An 18,093-nucleotide genomic window follows, 5' to 3' on the forward strand; every position below is an offset into this window, starting at 1 on the left:
AGTGGCGGAGGAAAAGGGACTGCCGTCCAACCCTCCCTAGGTCTGAGTTGTCATGTTAGTGCCGTGCAGAGTCGAGATTAATATCGCCTGAAGCTGTACCGAATCCCCTCACCGCGTAATTCAAGCACGCGCGCGCCCTCATCGCTCATTGGATTAGGAATCATCTCAATTGTAGTCTTGGTCGGCTCCGATACATGACTTATGTAAGCAATCTTGTACTGAACCCCGCTCCGAGATCTTGCTGCCATCCGCGCCGCAGCAACCTCAGTTTCACCCATCTCAAATGACTGAGGGTCATTCAAGCTTGCCTTTACCTCTATACGCCAGATCTGATTACGATAGCTCACCTCGAAATCGTATCCCAAGCCGTCTCGCCCCTTACGGCCAGTGATGAATTCACCATTTTCTGATAGCCATGCAGCATCGATATCTTGATTGGGCAAGGTCTTCCGAAGCCAGTGGTAAACTGTTAACTCGCCTAAGCGGCCGATCAGGTCCGTCTTTTCCTCCGGCAAACGCGCTCTGCGACTGTTGGATGGCCGATCCCCTGCTTCCTTAGTCTTTGGATTCGGTGGCCGCCCTCTTGCGTCTGCAAGGTCTGTAGTCGCCGCAAGCGATTTCCCCAAAGTCTTTGACGAGAGTGCGCGACTGAGTTCTTCAGAAATAGCAAGAAGGTCCACATTTACTGGATCGATGAGACGACCGTTGAACGGAACAGACCTTGTCTCTCGCTTCTGCGCGTCTCTGGCTTCACGCTCTCGCAGGTTTTCAGTAGATAACTCCGCCTCCGAAAGCCCTAGCTCCGGTAGGTCTAGTGATAAAGCCATACCCGTTGGCCAAAGCTCAAGCGCAAACAGCCAGTCTTGTATCGCACTATCGTCTAGCGGCTTGAAGTCTAGAACGCCAATATCATCGAAGCGTTTGCGAAGAGTAACGGCGCTGTCCCCGGCAAAGAAGCTGGGTATTGATCTGTTCGGGTCGTTCTTTGCGCACCACGCGCGAAGGATTGGTCCCGCCTTCTGTGCAAAGTCCTGCAGGATTTTGTTATTGTGTTTTCGGACATCGGAAAGGGGTGAAAAATTCTTGCCTGCCCCGCCAAGGGGCGGCGCCCGATTCTGTACCAGCCACGCGCTCACGAGGGCTTCGAGCGCAGTTTCGGGTGGCTCTTCAAACTCCAGCAACCATGCAGGGTCGGGGAGCAGGCTTCTAAAGCGTGCTCTCAAATCAGCGTAGCCTTCTACTGGTTCCCTTTTTTCTAACTGCGCTGCGAAAGCCGAACGCAGGCAATCGGTTATTTCGATCTCCTTCAAGCGAATGAAGTTTTCAAGGCGGGACTTGTGCGCATCGGGGTATGTCTCGGGATCCAGGCCGAGTGAAATCAAGCTTGCATTGAAGTCAGAAAAACCAAGTCCGAGGCCTTCCCTGAAGTCGCGGGGCCCCAGTGCGGTCCGGCACAAGGCGATGACCTCATGCGCAGTAATCGGTGTTTCCGTCAGCAGTTTTGCGAGGGACAGTTCAAGACCTTGCGCGTCCTTGAAAACCTCGCCCCCTTCTTCGTCGAAGATACTAAGGGCTCTTGGCCCCGCTACGAGGTGAAGAACGGCCCTTATCCACGGAGATTGACGCTCTAGCCCGGCACTCAGCGTCGAAAGCGCTGCGGCCGCCGAAGCCCGAGACAACTGCAGAATATTCGCGAAACGATCGAGATCGTCTAAAGAATGCTCCGTTGCGGTGAGTAGATCAACGTTTCTAAGATGCGCCACCAGCAGCCTCAGATGGGAGGTCAAGGATCGATGGCCTAAGGCCTCGGCCACAGCCGGCATGCAGCGGTCCACAATCTCCCAGGACCAATGCCCGGACCAACCCACCACGACGAGCGCCTCTCCGTTCTGGAGCTTAAAGTGAAATGCCGGAGTGTCCTGGTCTGCGGAAACTTCGATACCGTCGATGTTGAAGCCAAGTTTCTCGGCCTTCCGGGCTTTCAATCGCTCAAGTCGAGCTAGAACTAGGGACCGATCCGAGGGCAGAGCTTGTGCCTCGGTGCCGCTCAAGGCCTCCATGGTGACTGCCACCATGGCGCGCAGCGGCGGACAGATCGTCAGGATCGGCGTCATGTCGCCTTCCTCGACCTTCTGGCCGTCCGCAAGCAGCGCAAAGCTGACCTTGGATAACCGCCGCACCCTGTCACCGTAGAGCATTTCGAACAGATCACCGATCCGGTGGGGCTTTGCCTCCTTTAGATCGAAGAATGCCTGTCCGCTTGCCTCGAGAAGGCCGACATCCCCTTCCCTCTCGGTGTCGCGCACATATATGACCTCGTCGCCCATGGGCGCTTGCGCTGACATATGGACGAGTTGGATGGCCGTGGCCCTCCTAGCGAGTATCCGCGACGGGGCTAGCTTCGGGTCGATACCCTGCTCTTGGTTGGCAAGAAGCAGCCAGGTTCGATTATAGAGGTTCAGTAAGTGGCGTTCGAAATGCCTGTCAAAGCCCTCACTGGCATATTGCTGCACCAAAAACTCCAATTGCGCGGGCAAGACATCGGGATCGTTGAAGATATTAAGTCCCGTATGAACCCTGAGGTTTTGGACCAACGCTTCGGACGCGCCCTCCAGGCGCCGACGGATCGACGATTCTGGGCGGCGCAGGTAGGGCACGAAGCGATCGCCCGAGGAATCGAACATCCATACGTCGGTTGCCCGCACCATTACCGGCGCTCCGCCTGCCGGCCCGGGATCCTCGACCGGAAACCACGATGCGGCTTGAAGGAAAGCCGCGACCGGGGATGGCCAATCCCGACGATCGGCCCATCGGCTGTAATGGTGGTGGATCTCAATGTCGGGCGGGAGGTTCGAAGTCAGTGAAAGCCACCGCAGGACTAGGGCCGCGTAGTGAGACGCACATTTAGGTGAGAAGGCCTCGATATCTGCTTGCCCTGGAAGCCAGGACATCTCTCCGTTGACATCATAGGTGGTCATGGACGGAAGGCGAAGTCGGGAGGGGTCTCGAGCGGCGATCGATGCGCGCCAAGTTTGCGCAAAACTGACTGGGATTGCGTAGCTTTCTAGGAACGAGAAACTTTCTATCTCGTGGGCGGCGAACTTTGTTTTCCGAGAGATCCGCGTTTCCGGTTTCAATCCTGCCGCGACGCCAAGTTCGGCCAGGAACTGGGCCCAGTCCTCGATCCAGCGACCACGGAAGGCCGCATGATCAGGAGCGGCTATACGGCGTGAAGCCAAGCTCTCAACATCGCGCAGCCCTGGCGGGGCCGCGTCGAGAAATGCCTGAAGCAGTTCGCCAGCGGTCTCCTTCGGCCAGCCTGCAGAGAAAATGGCCTCGTTAGCCGGGATATAAGATCCCTCCAATGTCGGGACACGGAACCGGTGCTGGGGCTGCATTCGGAAAGCTCGGCCCCGAGCCCTTGGTTGACGCCATAGTTGGAAGGCCCATCGCAACCCTCCTTTCAGGACTTCCTTGTTGCGCTCTGTTTGAAGGCTCCGCGAAAGATGCGCCAAGACCGCTTCGCGGTCGAACTCCTCGACAAGCCTGTGCTGCTCAAGGTAGCTGCGCGCTGTCGCAAGTTCGCCGTGCCACGGCAAATTCGGAGAGAGAAACGCGAAGCGGTCAGACAAGCTCTTGGGCGGTTCGACGTCGAGGTCATCCTCCATGTCCACCCTGCGTCGGTCCGGCGGAGAGAACACAGCAGCTTGGGCGGGGCGGCCGCGCCGGGGCGTCGGGGTAGCATTGCCTTGGCCAGATTCGGACGGCATTGCCGCATGAAGTTCGCCATCGTCACCAAGAAGCACGAACAAACCCGCCAGGTGCCTTCCGTCATTGCCCATGAAATCGGGAAGCTCGGTAAAATAAACCAACCACTGCTCCGGGAAGGCGCGCCGCGATGACTTTGTTCTCGCGGCAACTAGGCTTGCGAAATAAGCGCGTTCCGTGGCTTGTGGGGGCCCGGCATAGCCGCGCGCATAGCGGACAAGGTAACGGTCAAGCCGCTCCAGCCTTCCACCCAATTCGTCCCAGATCGGCCGGATCGTGGTCAGGTCGGCGAAATCTGTCGCCACGGCGGCCGAAAACACCTTGAGTCCCTCAGGCCATCGCCGCGCTACCGCCGGCGGATGCCAGGTCGGCTGATCTCGCTTTGCGCCGACCGGCTGACAAGGCACTAGAGGCACATTCTCGAACGCCTCCACTCCAAACCGCTCGGCAAGGCGGCAGGCTAGGTCTGCCGGAAAGTCCTCGTCTGTCTCAAGACTTCCCACCTGAGCCCAGCACAACAAATCCACGACGGCCGCTGCGCGCTCCCTCGCGCTGAGCCAATCGACAATTTTGGCCGAAGGAGCGGCGACCAGGTGATGGATGGCATCGGCAGCAAGGGACGTCGCTTCTTCTAGCAAGAGGGCATTCAATCGAATTCGGGCGTTCAGGTGCTTGCGATTCGAGGAGGGGAAGAAACTGCCATGAAGGTGCCCGGGGAAAGGTGCCTCGGCTTGCTCGCCCATTGGCAAGAAGGTGAAGAGCCGGGGCGATTGGACCACCGCATCGAGCCGCACGGCAAGCGCGACATCGCCGTCGCCCTCCCAGCGCTCCCAGTGTTCATTCAACTCCTTGCCGGCGATGGCTTTCCCGATGGCCTCTTTCATCTTGACCTCGGCCACACGGCGGCGCGTGACGAGGAATACGCCCGCGTCTCCCAGGTCAACGCGCGCAAATTCCATGTCGGCCGCTTTGAAGGCATCCTCCGATCGGGTAAGGGTCAGCGCTGTTTCAATGTCTCCGGCTTCGGTCACGATACGCACCTCAAGCGACGCAGCGCGGTCAAGAAAGAGCAGCATCGGGACCGTCTGATTGCGCAAGTCAATGAACTGCCGCCGAACGGATTCGGCCGCGACCTCATCGCGCAGCGGAAGCTCGATGACGGTCGAAAAGCCATCCTTGGCGAAACCGCGAACGGCCTCTGTCTGCTTGTCTAGCCAGACCGGAATGTGGAAAGGTGGGAGATCTCGTCTTGCAAGCTGAAGGTGCCGAGAATCGTCGATCAGCGCGGCATAGTCGCCTGACGCCGCAAACCTAAAGCAAAATCCTGAAAAGCGATCTGCGGCGGGAAAGATGTCAGATTGCGAATAGATGCTTGGAATGTCCGTGATTTGCACGACGCTGCGAAAGCCCAGCCCCTTGTTCCCGATCGACTCTCCAAGCGGCTTTCGCGACAATCCGATGTCGCACAGATCCTTGACGTTTCCCTCTACAAAAGGGCGCCCCTTGTTGGCGACGAAAAGCGTGCCGTTCCGGCCTTCGCGCATGTCGAGGATGATTTCGATCCGGCCGTCCCGCGTCCCTGTGGGATGGGCATCATAGGCGTTCTGAATCAGCTCGATAACGAAGCGGTCGCGGTAGTCGGACGCGATATTGGTCGCGAGACTGGCGTTACTCTTATAGACTTCATCAAGATAGTCCCCGCGTTCGTCTATGGTTCCCCTGAACGCCCTGATCTTCCTGGCCGCATGTTCATCGACAAAGTCGTGCGGGTGGCTGGTCGCCAGATCAAGGTCTGGCAAGCCCGTTTCAGCGTCCATCCCTCTCACCGCATGGCGTCTTTGAGGGTCTTGCCGTCGGTGGGACGGCACCAGCTTTGTGGACCGCTACAATTGCCATCCTTGACAACACCGCCAGCCACACTTGAACTTCCGAAGAGGTTGTCTCGCGAGAAACGAAATAGATCAGGGTCGCTGTCAGGGATCAGAACTCCTTGTCGAACCAAGCGGTCACGCTCCTCGCGATCACGCTTCACCTGAGGTGAACCTTCTCGCATTGCCGTCGAGCCTTTCCGAACGAGGAAGCCGTCCGCCTCAGGTCGACCGAAGGCTTGAGCCTTCTGTGCGCGCAGAACGAACCATTTGTCTTCGCTCATCTTTTCCCTCCAGAACGTGTATCCGAACATCGTATTAAACTGGTTATTGCTGCTCTTCCCAAGCATCCGAGCCCGCTTGGCGAGCGACGGCAACCTCTGCGAAACGGCCGTCCAAGGTGTGATCCCCGATCCGAACTGAATAGACTGCTTTGCGTGTTGCCGTATGTGTGGCGCTTTTGAAGATCGCCGCCACAGGTATCGTGGAATGTGCGTCAGTATAGGCGAAAGATTCAGCGACATCTCGATCGCGCGGCTCCCACCAAAGCGGGCCAACTCTGATCCGGTTTGGAGCCTTCCGGCGTGCGAGTTCGTCTGTGAGAGCATCTCGCAAGCGCGTAGCTATCAGGTGCTTGGGATCTTTGCTCAGGATCCTGTTGGCGTTCACCAAGAGATCCTTGAGTTTCCTCGTTTCGGCATTTGGCAGGTCACTGATAGTCTTTTCGATGTTCATCCTGTTACCAATCTTGCAGCTCGCACAGAATATTCACCAGCCGCATTTGCGCGACGGTCTCACACTTCGCCTCACGCAGGCGTGGCGCCCCGAACACCAGCGAAAGCCCCTTGGCGCGCGATACCGCCACGTTGATGCGGTTGAGCGAAAACAAAAATTCCATACCTCGTGATGTCTCCTCGGCCGAGGACGCCGTCATCGAGACGAGGCAAACCGGCGCCTCTTGCCCCTGGAACTTGTCTACAGTGCCGACGCGGACGCCATCGGGCAGTACATCGCGGAGGGCATTCACTTGCGCATTGTATGGGGCGACGACGATGATGTCCGCCTGCCGCATCGGACGGGTTGATCCATCTTTCTCCGTCCAGGTGCCATGCAGCAGGCCTCCAATGGCGGCTTGAATGGCGGCCACTTCCTCTAGGGCGATCTGGGAATTGCCTTCATGGGCGACCGACACCCAGAAGGCTCCAGCCTCGGGAAATGGTGTTCCGATGACGCATTGATGTGCGGTGTCAGGGTGGCTGGCAAGCCGCCCCTCATAGACCTGATCGGAAATGAAGCGGCAGACCTCCGGATGCATGCGCCTTGAGATCGGAAGGAAGATACCGCGATCTGGTGGCACGGTCGCATGCTCACCAAGCATCCAGTCGAGACAGGAAAGGTTCGCAGGCTCGGGATGTGCGCCTTGGATGACTTGCGGCAACTGGCGGGGGTCACCTACGAGAACGATGTTGCGCGCGGCCCTGCCCATGGCGGCCATGTTCGCAAGGCCGACCTGTCCTGCCTCGTCCACGAAGAGCCAGTCGAAGGCTTGCACATTCTCGTCGCGGGAGAAGAACCATGCAGTCGCACCGACCACATGCTGGCCGCCGGCGGCAGCGTCATTGTCGTTGGTCCTGCGAACGGCGCAGTCCTCGGGATACCCGTCAACCTCGCCGGAGGTCTTGTGGACGAGATCGAGGGTGATTGGCAGATGATCATCCTCCAGCGCGCTCACACAGCCCATCAGGACGTTGCGGATCGCCTCGTGACTGTTTGATGTGACGCCTACGCGAGCGCCCTTCCTGACAAGGGCAAGGATCGCGCGGGCTGTGACATAGGTCTTGCCGGTACCTGGCGGCCCCTGGATCGGCAGAACTGAGTTCTCCATTGCCACGACAGCGGCGATTGTGCCTGCGACCGGATCGGCGGCAGGCTCAAGGGGGCCGCCGCTTGCAAGGCGCGGCGCTGCACGAGACAGAAGGTCATCTACAGCCCTGTAGGCGCGCGAGCCGCATTGATCGGCGATCACGTCCCTCATGGCAGCGGCGATCACGTCAGTCTTCAGCGGCCAGTCCGGGTGCAGCGTTAGCCGGTCAGTCAAGAGCTGCGCCCTCGAAACCCCTGCCTTGACCGTGATCTCGCGCGCCGTGCGATCCATCTCCTCGATACTTACAGTTGCGGGCGGACCGTCGACGACAGGGACAGTCGCATTTCTCCCACCGCGCAACTTCGTCTCCTGCTGCGGAAAGCGGTAGGTGCGTGCCATGGACCGTTTGATCTGTAAAGCAGGCCCTGTCGCCTCCAGTCCGGCAAGAGCATCAAGATCGTCGATGAGATCGTCCTCATCCTTTCCGACGCTGTCGAAAACCGCCCATTTGGCAGGCTTGGCTTCCCGCTTGTGGAAGACGCCAAGGTTGAACAGCATGTCCTGCCGCTCTTGTGGCAGACCGGAGGCGGCAAGCATCGCGCGCAACGCTTCGGTATCTGCGTCCTCTTCCTCCTCTTTCGGCCCAGCATCTTCCCCCAGCAGAGGCCAAGGCGCAGCGGGCCGAATATCCACCAGCCAATCGCGCAACTCCTCGGTGGAGATGCAGTCGACGCGGTTGTAGTCCTCGATCTCGTCGAGGATCTGCTGATCACCCGTCTCTCGCCAGCGCTCATAGGCGACGACCGAACCGCCTGCGGTTTTCACCTCGCCATCGCGCTTGCGGCCATAGAAGGCTTCCATCGACTTGATGGAATAATTTGCCTCGGACCCGATCAATCCACCGCGCACAACGGCGAACAGATCAACGAAACGGCGCTCGCGCAGCAGACGGTCGAGGAAGGCCTCACCAATCCCATACTTCGTGGTCAGACGCCGAAGTGCAGTGATTTCGTAGGCGGCATAGTGGTAAATGCGCGCGGTCGGATAGGCAAAAAGACGGTCACGGAAGAAGGCGAGCAAATCAGACAGTGCCTTTGCCTCGGCGGCATGGTCGTGGCCCCAGAACGCGCGAAACTCACCGTCAAACCAGACGCCATGAAGGTATTCCAAGCCGCCCTCGAAATGCGGGTCGCCCTCGATGTCATAGAAGACATCGCCGGGTTGCGGCTCGGGCAGCAGGTCAAATCCCTTGCCCGGTTCTGACGGGCGCAGTTCAAACGCCGGTTGGCCGTTCTTGCGGGCGTGCTGCAGCCGTGCCTGCATGGACAGACGCAGCCGTGTGTTTTCCGCCATGCTGCGAACTGGATGATCGAGTTTGGCAAGAGCTTCCATCGTGGCGATGCCGACCGCTTCCAGCTTCTTGACCTGTCCGCGGCTGATATTGGCGACATTGAATAAGCTGTCCTCTGCCTTCCAGACGCTCTCGCAATGGTCGGCCCAGCGGCACAAGCTGCAGTCGGCACAGGGGATGGGCCGTGTTGGTGTCGGGTCGGCCACGAAGGCTTCCAGCCGCGCTCGCGCCATCCTTGGGTAGGCGGCATAGTCAGCAAGCCTCAGCGTCGCACGGGAGCCATCGCCAAGTTCAACATGGGCGAACTCCGGTGCGACGCCCTGAATTTCAGTCAGGAGGTCGGAATAGAGGACCAGCTGCAACACATGTTTCGGATGAGGGCGGCGCTTCAGCTTGGTGTCCGTCACCTCGTAGCTGAAAGGTCCGAGGGTGGAGGGGAGCTCAACGCGTTCTAAGAAATCTGACCAGCCGCCCCAATTGCCCGAAAGGAATGCTCCCTGAAACACAACGTCCGGCCCAGCGGCAAGGGCATCACGGGTCGCTTCAGCATTCTCCACTAGGCCGCCCCGCGCTATCTCCACGATGCCGCGCCCAGCGGCGCCCAGCCGCGCAAGGTGCGCAGCCTCGTGGGCATCGCCCTGCCTTTGCAGCAGGACGGCATCCTCGCTATCCTCACGAGCTTCCGGCCCCTCGCCCCGCAGACGGGCCAGATCCAGCGTGGTCGCATGAGAGCACCCCATGAACCGCATCAGATCGGTCGCCGAGAAGAGGATGGTGGAGCCGATATTTCGCATGGTGACCCTGTAAAGTTACGCAACTCGCAGTCGTACAAGCGATGTCATCTTCTGGGCGATCCTTGGGGGGAGTGTTCACTCAAGCTCGTTTGGTTACAAGCCCATGCAAAGTCTGGGTGACAGGAATTGACGCCTGCAGAGTATAGTCAGTTAGGGACTAGAAAGAAGAGGAGACCCGTTTGGTCCGCACCAGCGCAAGCCACCCCATCAACATAAGCACCCTTCCGCTCGCAAACGGGCTACTGGGCGTCACGTTCTGTCCCGGAAAGAAGGGTGACAGCGTGTTCGGCGCGCCCTGGGATCGCGACATGGAGAGCGATGTAGACGCGATCATGGCGTGGGGTGCTGACGCTGTCCTCACGCTGATTGAGGACCATGAGTTCGAGATGCTTTCGGTCGCCTCCCTAGGCGACGTCATCCAGTCACGAGGTATGGAGTGGTATCAGTTTCCGATAAGGGACCTCGACGTTCCGACCGAGCCGGCTATGGAGCGCTGGCGGACGCTTTCACCAAAACTCCACCGGATCGTCGAACGAGGCGGCCGCATCCTCCTGCATTGCCGCGGCGGTCGAGGTCGTGCAGGCATGATGGCTGCTTTGCTTTTGATAGAACGCGGTCGAGAGGCGCCTGCAGCGATCTCAGAGGTGCGCTCGGTGCGTCCAGGAGCAATCGAGACGGCCGAGCAGGAACGTTGGTTGCTGCATCACGCCCGCCACCATGGCCTGCCCGGCCTCCAGCTGCATGCCAGCCTGATCGGTGGGGCAATCGGAGACAGCCTTGGCGCCGATATCGAGTTCCTGTCGCTAGCTGAAATCCGGCGACGGTTTCCCGATGGGATCACTGACCTGCCGCCCCACCAAGGCCAGCGCGGTGCGATCACTGACGACACGCAGATGACGCTGTTCACGGCGGAAGGCCTTATCCGCGCCTTCGTTCGCGGCAGTCTAAAAGGCCTCTGCTATCCACCAACGGTGGTTCATCACTCGCTTTTGCGGTGGTACCGAACACAAGGCGGCACGGCGCTCATAAAGACGGATGACATCGGTCTGATTTCGGATCGGAGGATGTGGAAACGACGCGCTCCAGGAACAACATGCTTGTCAGCGCTGGAAAAGAGCAACCGCTTCGGCGCACTTGCCAGGAACAACAGCAAAGGCTGCGGCACGATCATGCGCGTTGCTCCCGTTGCCTTAATGGTCCGCCGGAAAGAGGTGCGCTCCACCGCTTTGGACACCTCTGCACTGACGCACGGACACCCCACAGGCCAGCTCGCCGCCGCAGCTTGGGCTGAAATGCTGGCTGATGTGGCGGGGGGCGCACCCCTCGAAGACACTGCTACGAGCATTGCCGCCGCCTATGAACGACTAGAGGGCGGAGGCGAGACCGTCCGTGCAATTCGAGCCGCCCTCGAAGCGCCTCGCGATGGGAGAGCAGAGACTGTCGAGGCCTTAGGTGGCGGGTGGACAGCGGAGGAGGCCCTCTCAATCGCTCTCTACGCCTGCCTTGCAGGGAGGTCTTTCGACGACAGTCTGCAGATTGCCGTACTACACGGCGGAGACAGCGACTCCACCGGTGCCATCGCCGGAAATATGCTTGGTCTGATCGATCCAGCAGCGGCGCTCGGGCACCGTTGGGCGGGTTCCATCGAAGGCGCCGACATCATTGCGGGCCTTGTTCGAGATCACCTCCGCTTGGAACATGAGACTGATGCTAGTGAACAGCTGGCTGATGCTGCTGAACAGCTGGCTGACGCCTACCCGGGCTGGTGAGGCGCCAACGCGCTCAGTTGCGTGACTGGCCGAAATGCAGTTACCTAGGTCGGCTACGTTATGTCGTGAAAAATACAACAATAACAGATAGTTGAATATTTTCCCGATATCGGGTAATTTGAAAAAATACCAATATTGAGGGGTCAAAGCAGGTGAGCAGAGGTGGAGCGAGGCCTGGTGCCGGACGGAAACCAGGGTCGATTAACAACCGTCGTTCAATGGAAGCCATCCAAGCGGTTGCCGACGCTTATCCTGGCTGGTCGCCTCTCACATTTTTCGCTCAGGTAGCAAACGACGTTGCGCAGCCTATCGACTTGCGCCTCGACGCTGCGAAAGCTGCTGCGCGTTACATGGTTCCCGTGCCCAAGCCTATCGAGACGGATCCCGATACCGTGGTGGCAATTGAAGAGCGCCTGTCTCAGATCCGCAGCCAAGGGAAGGACCAAACGGACGGACTGAGTGACATCATCAGGCATCTTAATTGGATAGAGAATGGCGAGAAGTAACGTGGGTCGTTGGGGTCTCTAGTGGCAACCGACGACGGAACAGGCGGCACATTGGCGCGACCTCAGCATAGGCTGAATAGGCCGCATAGGTTGCATTTCCGGGAACCCGCAGAATTACCTCTTTGCAATTTTTCGCGCTAAGCTGAAGGAGACTATGCTGACTATTCACCCTATGCGGGAAAGGGCAGGCGTAATCGGTGTGAACCGTTCACCTTCACGTTCGGATGACGAGTCAAAATGCGGTGGCGGGGCAACTGCGCCATGGTCCCGCTAAGCGGCTTCCTCATCGAGATGCGTCGCCGAGCCTTTGAGCGGCTTAGCCTAAAGGGGCGAGCCGGTGGACAATCGCCAAGTTTCTTTTGCCTTTATATTAATTACCAAGCTTTATCGGGAGTGTTTTGGTCTTTCACGCACCAAAGCACGCAGTTCAATCTGTTTCGGCCGGCTTGAACAACCCGCCGCCCGTCGATGATCCGGCCGGAATGCTTCCGAAGGTAGTTGCCAAACTTCAATGAGTTGAAGCTGCCCCTTTCAATGAACTCATCGAGCGCCTCAGCTAAGGGGCCATTGCCTTGCGCTTCTGGTGCGAGACTCCGAGTTGTCCACTCTCCGACGGGGAGAGCGGCGAGGATCGACGCTATCCGTTCCCGCTCCGGATCGCTATCCCGGAGCTTCTCGCCGTTATCAAGCAGATCGGCTTCACCAAGCCAAATGAGCGCTGAGCGGATGTTGTCCGACCATTCTTCAAAGGAACCGAGAGGCTTCACCTTTGGCCCGCCACACACGCGGAAGGCGCGCAGGACAGTGAGGGCTGCGCAGACAAAGGTGATCCGCTGCTCCTTTGCAAGCAGTGTCACGTCCCGTCCAAAAATCCGGTCTTCCGGGCGCTCGACGCCTGCGTCCAAGTTAATCTGCACAGCCCGCCTCGTCAGATCACCTGCAAACCGGAGGCTGTTCCCGGTCGCACAGAACGTTGCCAACGTAGGCAATTTTGCGTTCCTGCTTTCCCCCAGAACCCGCACGGAAACCTGCTCTTGGGTGAGTACCTGACACAGGAACGCAGAGCGAAGTGGGAATTCAATGTTATCGAGGGTGATGAATGGGTCTCCTGCCATCAGTGCCGCGCCGATCTGCTTCTTGAGTTCGTCCTCTTCTCTCGGGGCAGACAATACGGATGCAGTAGAACCGGTGGCCATAATGGAGGCGATGTCGACAAGCTTGGATTTTCCGGTTCCTGGTGTGGGTGCCGATACCCCGAACATGGGTGCCGATGCCAGACACGGCCGGACGACAGAGGTGAGCAGCATCGCAAGGGCAGCAGAGCGGTCGGCAGGGCCAACAAACGGGAAGTCTTGAACAAGTTCGGCCAACAGATGGAGGGCTGCACGCGCTTCTTCTTGGGTGGGGTCGCTCGAAATACTTGGCCAATCCAGATCGGAGACAAACAAGATACCAGTAGCTGCGTCATACCCCTTTTGTTCGAGGATCGTCCCGTCAGGCCGTAGCGTCGGCGCGGAAACGACCGCCCGTAGCTCGGGAAAACTCCATTCGCCGCGCCTCGCTATTATTGCTTCGGCGACAAGATCAGGGCAGCGAACCTCTTTCCACTTGCTACCTTCCCTGAGCCGGTCGTCATGACGCTTAAAGTTGACAAGACGCGTCGCAGTTTCGACCACGGTGGTTTTGTCGACAGATACGAGGATCGTTGCACCAAGACCGCTAAATGCGCTAGCCGCCCCGAGATTGCGGTGGGAGGTGACCGGCCGGAAAAGTCCCGTCCCGCGCGCATAGAAAGGGGCCCCCGCCTCCACCAGTGCGGCAATGACAGCGTCAACAACGTGAGGGAGTTCGCTCTCCACATATTTCACGATCTTACGCGTGCGCACCTCGGTCATAGCGACGCTCCAAGGCCTGCCTGCAGGACATCATTCCAGTCGGTCCCCTCGGCCGCCGGAAGCATAGATACCTTCCAACCCAAGCGAGAGGCCCGCTCGGCGAGTTTCTGACCAGAAGACGTCCCGGCGCTATCTCCATCCGTCGCAACGATGAGCGTGCCAACTTCTTCAGGCAGCTCAAGCGACGCTAGGCCGCTAGCAGAAAGAGCTGCCCAAATGCTGACAGGTGCTGCAAGGAGGCCACTGGCGAGGCTCAGGGCGGTTTCGACACCCTCAGCCACCGCCAGCCCCTCTCTCCCGTCCACAAGGCGTACAGCGCCACCAGCGAGTGCACCGAGCATGGCCCTCGGAGGGTTCACGGACGCCTTACTCGAGCCGTCCGCTGCAAGCCACGTCCGATGGATTGCTACGCCGCAGCCGCGTTCTACTCGGGCAATCATCGCAGGATGGCCTTTGCCGATCGCCCGATGCCAGCAGTTAGGGTGGAAACGCAGGGTAGTCGGAATATCGCATGTAATGCCCCGGCGGCGAAGGTAGGTCTCGCCGGGCGTGCCAAGGATGGGGATGGCTTCACCCCAAATACGGGCGGCAAAAGCGCCATTGCGCTCTGCAGTCAGGCGTTCTTCCCAAATGCGGCGCTCGATCTCTTTGGAGGTCGGGCTGCGACCCGTGAGTTGATCCCCACCAAGAGCGGCGATGATGGTTGCAAACTTGCAGCCTTCTTTCTTGCAATGAGCGAGCAATTGACCGCGCGATCCTTCGCTGAGCGAAAGCGCGTTTTGATCTGACCTTCTTTCCGGCTGGCAGATCGGACAGGGGGCGGTCCCGTAGTGGCCAAACCAGCGTCCACCCGCAACAAGAGTCAAAGCGCGAGCATCACGCATGACGACCGCCCCTCGGCTTCAAGTTTGCCATGTCAAAGGGGGTTGTTTGCTGGACTAGCTTTTCCGCCGCGGAGCTATCTTGAGTGGAAAGCTGTGAGCGCTCTTCAATCCACGTGTTTACATCGGCTTCGCGCCAGAAGCGGCGCCGGCCGATGTAAATTGGCCGTGGAAAACAGAGGTTGGGGTCGTTGAGCCAACGCCAAATCGTCATCGCAGAGACGCCACCAAGCATGTGCTTCCGCAGCGTAGTAGATGATATGAGTGTGTGTTGCATCGAGAGGCTCCATGAGTGCGCTTGGAGCCATCATTCGCCCTAGGGGCAGTTCAACGTAGGGGGATCGGTGAACTATTTTCGTTCCGGGAGGGCTGCTTTCACAATCAATGCAAAAACCTCGTTGTCGGACTTTCCATGAAGCAGTGCTCGATGATCGGCGTACTCCTGCTCCAAAACACTATATCCCCGAGAGTTAAATTTTTTTCTTAGATTAGCTACCGGGCCCAGATAGTCTTCTACCCTTTTCGTAGCGGTAGCGACGCTCATGCCGAGATCGACTAGACTATCCACAAATGCGATGGATCGTGCATGCCTACTCTCTTGCGCAGGGGTCAGCTTAATGCCTCCCTTCACATTAGAAACAGTACGCGGACCATCGGCAGGGAGCTTGAGAATAGGGTCAACGTGCCCTGCAAGACGAAGCACTTGACCGGGTTGCAATTGAATGTTGGCGGGGCCGTCGCTCCGGGAGGAAACTACTTCTTCAAGCTCTGTACCGTAATTTTCAACAACTTCGACATAGTCGAGGTTCTCAAGTGCCTCTAAAAGATCCATGGCCGGTGCGACGTCAATTCCCAAATCCATCCCTCGCCTTATCGCTTCAGTAAGCCAACCCCTCGCCTTGAAGCGCCGCGATACGTCCTTGTCACTTGCGCGACTGGAACCGTTTTTTCCCATCACGTGCTCCTCGGGTCTGCTTCGATCAGTTTTCCCTTGGATGTCGTTAGACGCTCGGTGAATTCTGACCACGTTTGCAGCGCACGGCGTTTCTCCTCGGCAAATTCATGGCGGATGTAGACTGCAGCAATCCCTGAGATCGTACCACTCCGGTGGTTCAGCACCGCCTCAACGATATGGATCGGCTGTCCCAAGCGGGCCATTCCAGAAGCAACAGTGCGGCGGAGATCGTGCAGGCGCCAGACTGGCATCTTGAGCCCAGTCGGCGCGGCAACTTTTTCGATTTCTAGATCGAGACGGGCCTTTGCTTTCGAGTATCCGCTCACCCCACTGTGTCCAGTGGTCGTGAAAACGAAGTCACTGCGCTCCCCCGTCGCAGGGTGTGCGACCCTTGAAAGGTTCTTGATGATCGTGAGGGCTGTGTCACTGAGTGGCACTGCGTGAGGCTTGCGGTTTTTCGACCGCTGGGCCGGCAGTAGCCATGTCGCACCCTCTAGGTCCAGCTCTGACCAGCGCATTTGTGCCACCTCATCGCGTCTCTGCCCGGTAAGCAAGAGAATGCGAAACATTTCGCCAAAAGGTGACGGTACTCGCATCGAAGCTTCCCAGACGAGGCAAATTTCGTTGTCCGTCAATACGCGGTCTCGTGAGCTAAGGGCTGGGGGAGCCTTTGTGCCAACAACGGGTGAGGCAGCTAGCATGCCCTCATGTACGCACCAGCTGAAGAATTTCGACAAAACTGCATAGCAACTGCGTGCCGCCCCCGGCCCCCCGCGCTTCCGTCCGCCTTCTAGTGAGGGTGTCGAAACGTCACGTGTCAGAGCGCGAACGTCCTTCGAGGTAATACTTCTGAGTTTTCGTTCACCCCACGCGCCGCTTACCTCGCGACGAAGAATGGCGCTGACGCCCACCTGGGTCTTGGGTCGGTTTACCACAGCTACATGGCGCTCCAGGAATTCTTTGATCGCAAAGTCCACTGTGTCAGTTTTGGCCCGATCGGCCTCGGTTTCTGCGCGCCGGAGGGCCGTGGGATCGTTTCCTTCGGCTAGCATCGCAGCGGCGCGCTCTGCGGCAGCACGTGCTTCCGCAAGAGTGTGAGCTTCACCGAGGAAGGGAACCTTCTCTCCACTTCGGTCAGCGAGGCTGGGTCCGATGGTGAGTTTTTTTGGCTTCCTCAGATACCGGTAGCGAAAGGCCCATGATTTGGCCCCGCTAGGCTGAACGACGAGAAAAAGACCTGGAACCCGGATGTCAGATAGCTCGTACCTAACGTCTCCAGGTTTGGCGTTTTCTACGGCTTTTGCGGTCAGAGGCCTCGCCGTCATTCTCTCTCTCGGGGTAACACCTGGGGTAACACATCTGCATGTTAAGCGCCGTTATCAGGTGATACATGATGACAACCAGTGTGGCTATAAATAACTGAGATATAAAGATTATTTTGGCATTTTTGATCAGTGCTGTTAGCTCATGAAATCGCTTGGCACGCAGCTACGAATCTGAGGGTCGGGCGTTCGAATCGCTCCGGGTCCGCCACTTTACCCTCCTATCGATGCGTTTTTCACCTTTGCAGGTGTGATGCTGGTCAGACGGAGGGGAATTGGCCGCTTAGCCTCAGTTACGGACCGTGCCTCAAAAAGCTGACAGTGCGATGTTGCTGAAAATGAAAGAAGCCGGGCAATTTGATAATTGAGCCCGGCCTCTGAAAAGAATTGGTTTCAAAAAACTTTGACGAAGCTGCCACTTGCAAGGCGACATTGCTGCCGCTTCGCCCGAACCGCCTTCCGATGCTGCGTCAATCGTTGGGGAAGTGACCGACTGACAGTGCGAGCTACCGGAAAACGGCGCGATGGAGGTTCGTGCCTACCTTTCGTAAAATTCGGATCTCAGTCTTCTTGTCCTCCTTAGGCGCGGCTGTGGGGCCGATTGGTGGCCGGGGCGATTGTCAGGTGGACGCGGCCAATCCCGTCGCGTAGCTCGTCGGCTGCTGCGAAAATTCCTTCCGCCGGACGGTCGAAGCGGGGAGGATTCGGGATGATGATCGGCTTCGACGCGGTCGGAGCGACAGTTTCGACGGGCGCATTCACCGTAGTGGCAATGCTTGCAGGCGTAGATTGCTTGGCGTTCAGCGCTGCGTCTTCAAGTTCCGCCTCAAGTCCGAAACTTTGACCCAGACCGATATCGTCAAGCAGGTGCGGGGACAGGGCGTCAAGCCGCGCCACTTCGCGCCGCAACAAGCGGCCCTGCTGGAAGGTTTCCAGCGCGACACGAAGCGGTGCAAAGAAGCGGTGCAGCCGGGTCTTGCGACCAGTTGTCATGCTTCCGTGATCTGCTTCGGTCTCTTCGCTGGGCGAAATCCGGCCCGATTCAATCAGGCCTACCATCATTTGCGCTACACCGACATTCATCATTTCCGCGTCCTCCGCTGCCCATTTTGCTCAGGGC

At 58.5% G+C, this 18,093-nt stretch carries 11 protein-coding genes and 1 pseudogene; 2 read left to right on the forward strand and 10 right to left on the reverse strand.

Translation table 11 applies throughout. The features are described from left to right. Positions 1 to 77: 77 nt before the first annotated feature. From ACROUL_RS05255 to ACROUL_RS05270, 4 genes are read right to left on the reverse strand one after another with little or no spacing between them, the layout of a single operon-like run. Positions 78 to 5,585 (reverse strand): sacsin N-terminal ATP-binding-like domain-containing protein, encoded by a 5,508-nt coding sequence (locus ACROUL_RS05255; protein WP_431298468.1) that lies wholly within the window; start codon positions 5,583 to 5,585, stop codon positions 78 to 80. A 5-nt stretch (positions 5,586 to 5,590) separates the two neighbouring features. After that, the gene (locus ACROUL_RS05260; RefSeq protein ID WP_431298469.1) at positions 5,591 to 5,920 is read right to left on the reverse strand and encodes a DUF4357 domain-containing protein; all 330 of its coding nucleotides are present in this window, start codon (positions 5,918 to 5,920) and stop codon (positions 5,591 to 5,593) included. A 43-nt stretch (positions 5,921 to 5,963) separates the two neighbouring features. Next, positions 5,964 to 6,371, reverse strand: coding sequence for a hypothetical protein (locus tag ACROUL_RS05265; RefSeq protein ID WP_431298470.1), 408 nt, complete (start codon positions 6,369 to 6,371; stop codon positions 5,964 to 5,966). Positions 6,372 to 6,375: 4 nt separating this feature from the next. After that, the gene (locus ACROUL_RS05270) at positions 6,376 to 9,645 is read right to left on the reverse strand and encodes a TM0106 family RecB-like putative nuclease (RefSeq protein ID WP_431298471.1); all 3,270 of its coding nucleotides are present in this window, start codon (positions 9,643 to 9,645) and stop codon (positions 6,376 to 6,378) included. Positions 9,646 to 9,824: 179 nt separating this feature from the next. Between ACROUL_RS05270 and ACROUL_RS05275 the strand changes: the two genes are divergently transcribed. Together ACROUL_RS05275 and ACROUL_RS05280 are read left to right on the forward strand one after the other, a co-directional pair. Then, positions 9,825 to 11,414: an ADP-ribosylglycohydrolase family protein gene (locus ACROUL_RS05275; protein WP_431298472.1), complete on the forward strand. Its 1,590-nt coding sequence runs from the start codon at positions 9,825 to 9,827 to the stop codon at positions 11,412 to 11,414. Between the two features lie 218 nt (positions 11,415 to 11,632). Next, positions 11,633 to 11,920 carry a hypothetical protein gene (locus ACROUL_RS05280; protein ID WP_431298473.1) on the forward strand — a complete coding sequence of 96 codons (288 nt, stop codon included), beginning with the start codon at positions 11,633 to 11,635 and terminating at the stop codon, positions 11,918 to 11,920. A 374-nt stretch (positions 11,921 to 12,294) separates the two neighbouring features. On the opposite strand, the gene ACROUL_RS05285 is transcribed toward ACROUL_RS05280, so the two are convergent. The 6 genes and pseudogenes from ACROUL_RS05285 to ACROUL_RS05310 all read right to left on the reverse strand — a co-directional run bounded on the left by ACROUL_RS05285 (position 12,295) and on the right by ACROUL_RS05310 (position 18,059). Continuing rightward, the gene (locus ACROUL_RS05285; protein ID WP_431298474.1) at positions 12,295 to 13,815 is read right to left on the reverse strand and encodes a hypothetical protein; all 1,521 of its coding nucleotides are present in this window, start codon (positions 13,813 to 13,815) and stop codon (positions 12,295 to 12,297) included. Continuing rightward, positions 13,812 to 14,699, reverse strand: a complete 888-nt coding sequence (locus tag ACROUL_RS05290; RefSeq protein WP_431298475.1) for a DUF7146 domain-containing protein — start codon at positions 14,697 to 14,699, stop codon at positions 13,812 to 13,814. Before ACROUL_RS05290 ends, ACROUL_RS05285 begins: the two co-directional genes overlap by 4 nt. A gap of 346 nt (positions 14,700 to 15,045) precedes the next feature. After that, a complete protein-coding gene (locus ACROUL_RS05295; RefSeq protein WP_431298476.1) occupies positions 15,046 to 15,651 on the reverse strand; it encodes a hypothetical protein in 606 nt (201 codons plus the stop codon). Further along, complete coding sequence (locus ACROUL_RS05300; RefSeq protein WP_431301251.1) at positions 15,651 to 16,286, reverse strand: site-specific integrase; 636 nt, start codon at positions 16,284 to 16,286, stop codon at positions 15,651 to 15,653. The genes ACROUL_RS05295 and ACROUL_RS05300 overlap by 1 nt, the downstream gene beginning before the upstream one ends. A 384-nt stretch (positions 16,287 to 16,670) precedes the next feature. Then, positions 16,671 to 16,976: pseudogene (locus ACROUL_RS05305) on the reverse strand (Arm DNA-binding domain-containing protein); the annotation flags it as partial. A 576-nt stretch (positions 16,977 to 17,552) separates the two neighbouring features. Then, positions 17,553 to 18,059 (reverse strand): DUF1127 domain-containing protein, encoded by a 507-nt coding sequence (locus ACROUL_RS05310; RefSeq protein ID WP_431298477.1) that lies wholly within the window; start codon positions 18,057 to 18,059, stop codon positions 17,553 to 17,555. Between the last annotated feature and the right edge of the window lie 34 nt (positions 18,060 to 18,093).

It is taken from the genome of Tabrizicola sp. BL-A-41-H6 (genome assembly GCF_050632395.1).
Classification (GTDB): domain Bacteria; phylum Pseudomonadota; class Alphaproteobacteria; order Rhodobacterales; family Rhodobacteraceae; genus JAUYQR01.

Bases quoted from the DNA above. Each gene is read 5' to 3' on its own strand.
- ACROUL_RS05255 (WP_431298468.1), bottom strand. From the start codon at position 5,585: ATGGACGCTGAAACGGGCTTGCCAGACCTTGATCTGGCGACCAGCCAC.
- ACROUL_RS05260 (WP_431298469.1), bottom strand. From the start codon at position 5,920: ATGAGCGAAGACAAATGGTTCGTTCTGCGCGCACAGAAGGCTCAAGCC.
- ACROUL_RS05265 (WP_431298470.1), bottom strand. From the start codon at position 6,371: ATGAACATCGAAAAGACTATCAGTGACCTGCCAAATGCCGAAACGAGG.
- ACROUL_RS05270 (WP_431298471.1), bottom strand. From the start codon at position 9,645: ATGCGAAATATCGGCTCCACCATCCTCTTCTCGGCGACCGATCTGATG.
- ACROUL_RS05280 (WP_431298473.1), top strand. From the start codon at position 11,633: ATGGAAGCCATCCAAGCGGTTGCCGACGCTTATCCTGGCTGGTCGCCT.
- ACROUL_RS05285 (WP_431298474.1), bottom strand. From the start codon at position 13,815: ATGACCGAGGTGCGCACGCGTAAGATCGTGAAATATGTGGAGAGCGAA.
- ACROUL_RS05290 (WP_431298475.1), bottom strand. From the start codon at position 14,699: ATGCGTGATGCTCGCGCTTTGACTCTTGTTGCGGGTGGACGCTGGTTT.
- ACROUL_RS05295 (WP_431298476.1), bottom strand. From the start codon at position 15,651: ATGGGAAAAAACGGTTCCAGTCGCGCAAGTGACAAGGACGTATCGCGG.
- ACROUL_RS05310 (WP_431298477.1), bottom strand. From the start codon at position 18,059: ATGATGAATGTCGGTGTAGCGCAAATGATGGTAGGCCTGATTGAATCG.